Origin of the sequence: Mycobacterium gordonae, from assembly GCF_002101675.1 — a bacterium.
Taxonomy (GTDB): domain Bacteria; phylum Actinomycetota; class Actinomycetes; order Mycobacteriales; family Mycobacteriaceae; genus Mycobacterium; species Mycobacterium gordonae.
In genome coordinates this window covers 1-2,145 of sequence record NZ_LQOY01000218.1, presented here as the reverse complement: position 1 = coordinate 2,145, position 2,145 = coordinate 1, and the positions used below count along the sequence as shown (strand labels likewise).

Annotated in this window: 1 protein-coding gene and 1 pseudogene; both read right to left on the bottom strand. The window is 60.5% G+C overall.

Features of this window, described 5'->3' with window-relative positions:
- Positions 1-151 precede the first annotated feature (151 nt).
- Complete coding sequence (locus tag AWC08_RS27795; RefSeq protein ID WP_085981616.1) at positions 152-1,768, bottom strand: long-chain fatty acid--CoA ligase; 1,617 nt, start codon at positions 1,766-1,768, stop codon at positions 152-154.
- A gap of 32 nt (positions 1,769-1,800) precedes the next feature.
- A pseudogene (locus AWC08_RS27790) lies at positions 1,801-2,145 on the bottom strand (transglutaminase); the annotation flags it as partial.

Genomic DNA, 2,145 nt, shown 5'->3' with positions numbered 1-2,145 from the left:
CGAAGCGCTCTGAGTGGGGTGCAATCTCAGTGGCAACGAACTTTGCGGCGAGATCACGAAGCGCTTCCAATTCCGGGCTGAGCCAAGGTGAGGCGACTGTCATGGTGTCCTTTCGGTTAGGTGCTGCTGACGACGTTGGCGGCTTTTCGGGTTAGCCGCAGTACACGACCTGGTATTCGCCGGCGCCGTGGCGTGCTCTCAGCAATTTTTTGTCGTATTTGCCCACACTGGTTCGGGGAACCTCAGCAATGAACGCCCAGCGCTCCGGGATCCACCACTTGGCGACCGCGCCGTCCAGGAAGACCCGCAATTCGTTGATATCCAAGCTGGTTTCGGTCTTCGTGACGATCAACGCCAAGGGTCTTTCCTGCCACTTCTCGTCGGGCACGCCGATCACCACCGCCTCATGCACGGCTGGATGGGCAACGAGCGCATTCTCCAAGTCGACCGAGGAAATCCATTCGCCACCTGACTTAATGACGTCTTTTACCCGGTCGGTAAGCGTAAGGTAGCCGTGTTGATCGATGCGACCCACGTCGCCGGTGCGCAGCCATCCTTCGTCGAGCTTGTCGGAGTCGTTGTCGCCGAAGTACGAGCCGGTGACCCACGGTCCGCGGGCCTGGATCTCGCCGATAGACCGTCCGTCCCAGGGCAGGGTACGGCCATCGTCGCCACGCAGCCTAATCTCGACACCGCAGACGGGACGACCCTGACAAGCGCGTAGCTCCCATTGGCGCTCGCCGTTGGTCCCCTTCGGCGCGCGCGCCACGGTTGCCAGCGGCGAGGTTTCGGTCATCCCCCAGGCCTGCAGGATCGGGACACCGAATTCACTCTCGAAGTGCTCCATCAGTGACCTTGGAACGGCCGACCCGCCGCAGGCGACCAGGCGTAGCGACGAAATATCGTGCTCCGGTTCGGATTCCAGGAAATGCTGCACGTCATTCCAGATCGTCGGTACCGCACCGGCCACGGTCGGCTGCGTGTCCTCGATGATGGCAACCAACGGTGCCGCCTGCAGGTATCGGTCGGGCAGCACGAGGTCGGCTCCACACATCAGCGCGGAATAGATCAGCCCCCATGCGTTCGCGTGAAACATCGGGACGATCGCCAAGACGCGGTCTTCTTCACCGATGGACAGCACGTTGGGTGTGCAGCCAGTCAGCGAGTGCAAATAGGTGGAACGATGACTGTAGACAACACCTTTCGGGTTTCCGGTAGTGCCGCTGGTGTAGCACATCGCCGCGGCCGACCTCTCATCGAGCTCTGGCCAGTCGAATTCGCCGTCTTGATCAGCAAGCAGGTCCTCGTAGCGCAGCACGTTTTTACCGCTGGCCAGCAGCGGCTCCAGGTCGCCGTCGCCCGCTGCGATCACGGTGTGCACCGACGACATCGTCGGCAGTGCCTTCGCTAGAAGCGGTGCCACAGAGACGTCCGCGATGATGACCTTGTCGTCGGCGTGATCTGAAATGTAGCCAAGTTGTTCTGCGGTGAGTCGAAGGTTGAGGGTGTGAAGCACCGCGCCCATCGACGGCACCGCACAGTAGGCTTCCAGGTGTTCCTGATTGCTCCATTGGAAGGTGGCCACGCGCTGATCGTCAGTTATGCCCAGACTCCGTAGTGCGTTGGCCAACTGGCTGATTCGCCGCTTGAGCGCACCGTAGGTCGTTGTGCGGTAGCCCGATCCGGTCGGCGTGACGACTTGGCTGTCAGCGTGGATGGATGTCGCGTGCCTGACGATCGAGGCTACGGTCAAGGGGATATCCTGCATGGTGCTTTGCACAGGCACAATCCTTCAAACTGCTAGTTGGTGAATGAGTCCGGCACTGGAGGAGGTTCGTAGATGAGTTCGCCGTAATTGTCGCGCAGCGCGTCGATGATTTCCGTGAGGGGAAGGTCGTCGAAAACACCACGGTCATGGAGGTATTCCAGGTGTTGAGAACTATCGCCTGTGTAGGCGTGCAACATGGCGTCTCGCTGACCGTCGAATTCGATGGGAGCGACGCGGAAGCGCGCGCATAACTCGCGGTTGAATGCCGGTGTGGCCTTGACCCACCGGCCATTCAGCAGTATTTGACTGTAGCCGTGGTAGACGAAAACGTCCGAGCCACCCATCCGTTCACGGAGACTCGGGGTCTGTAGATGGTT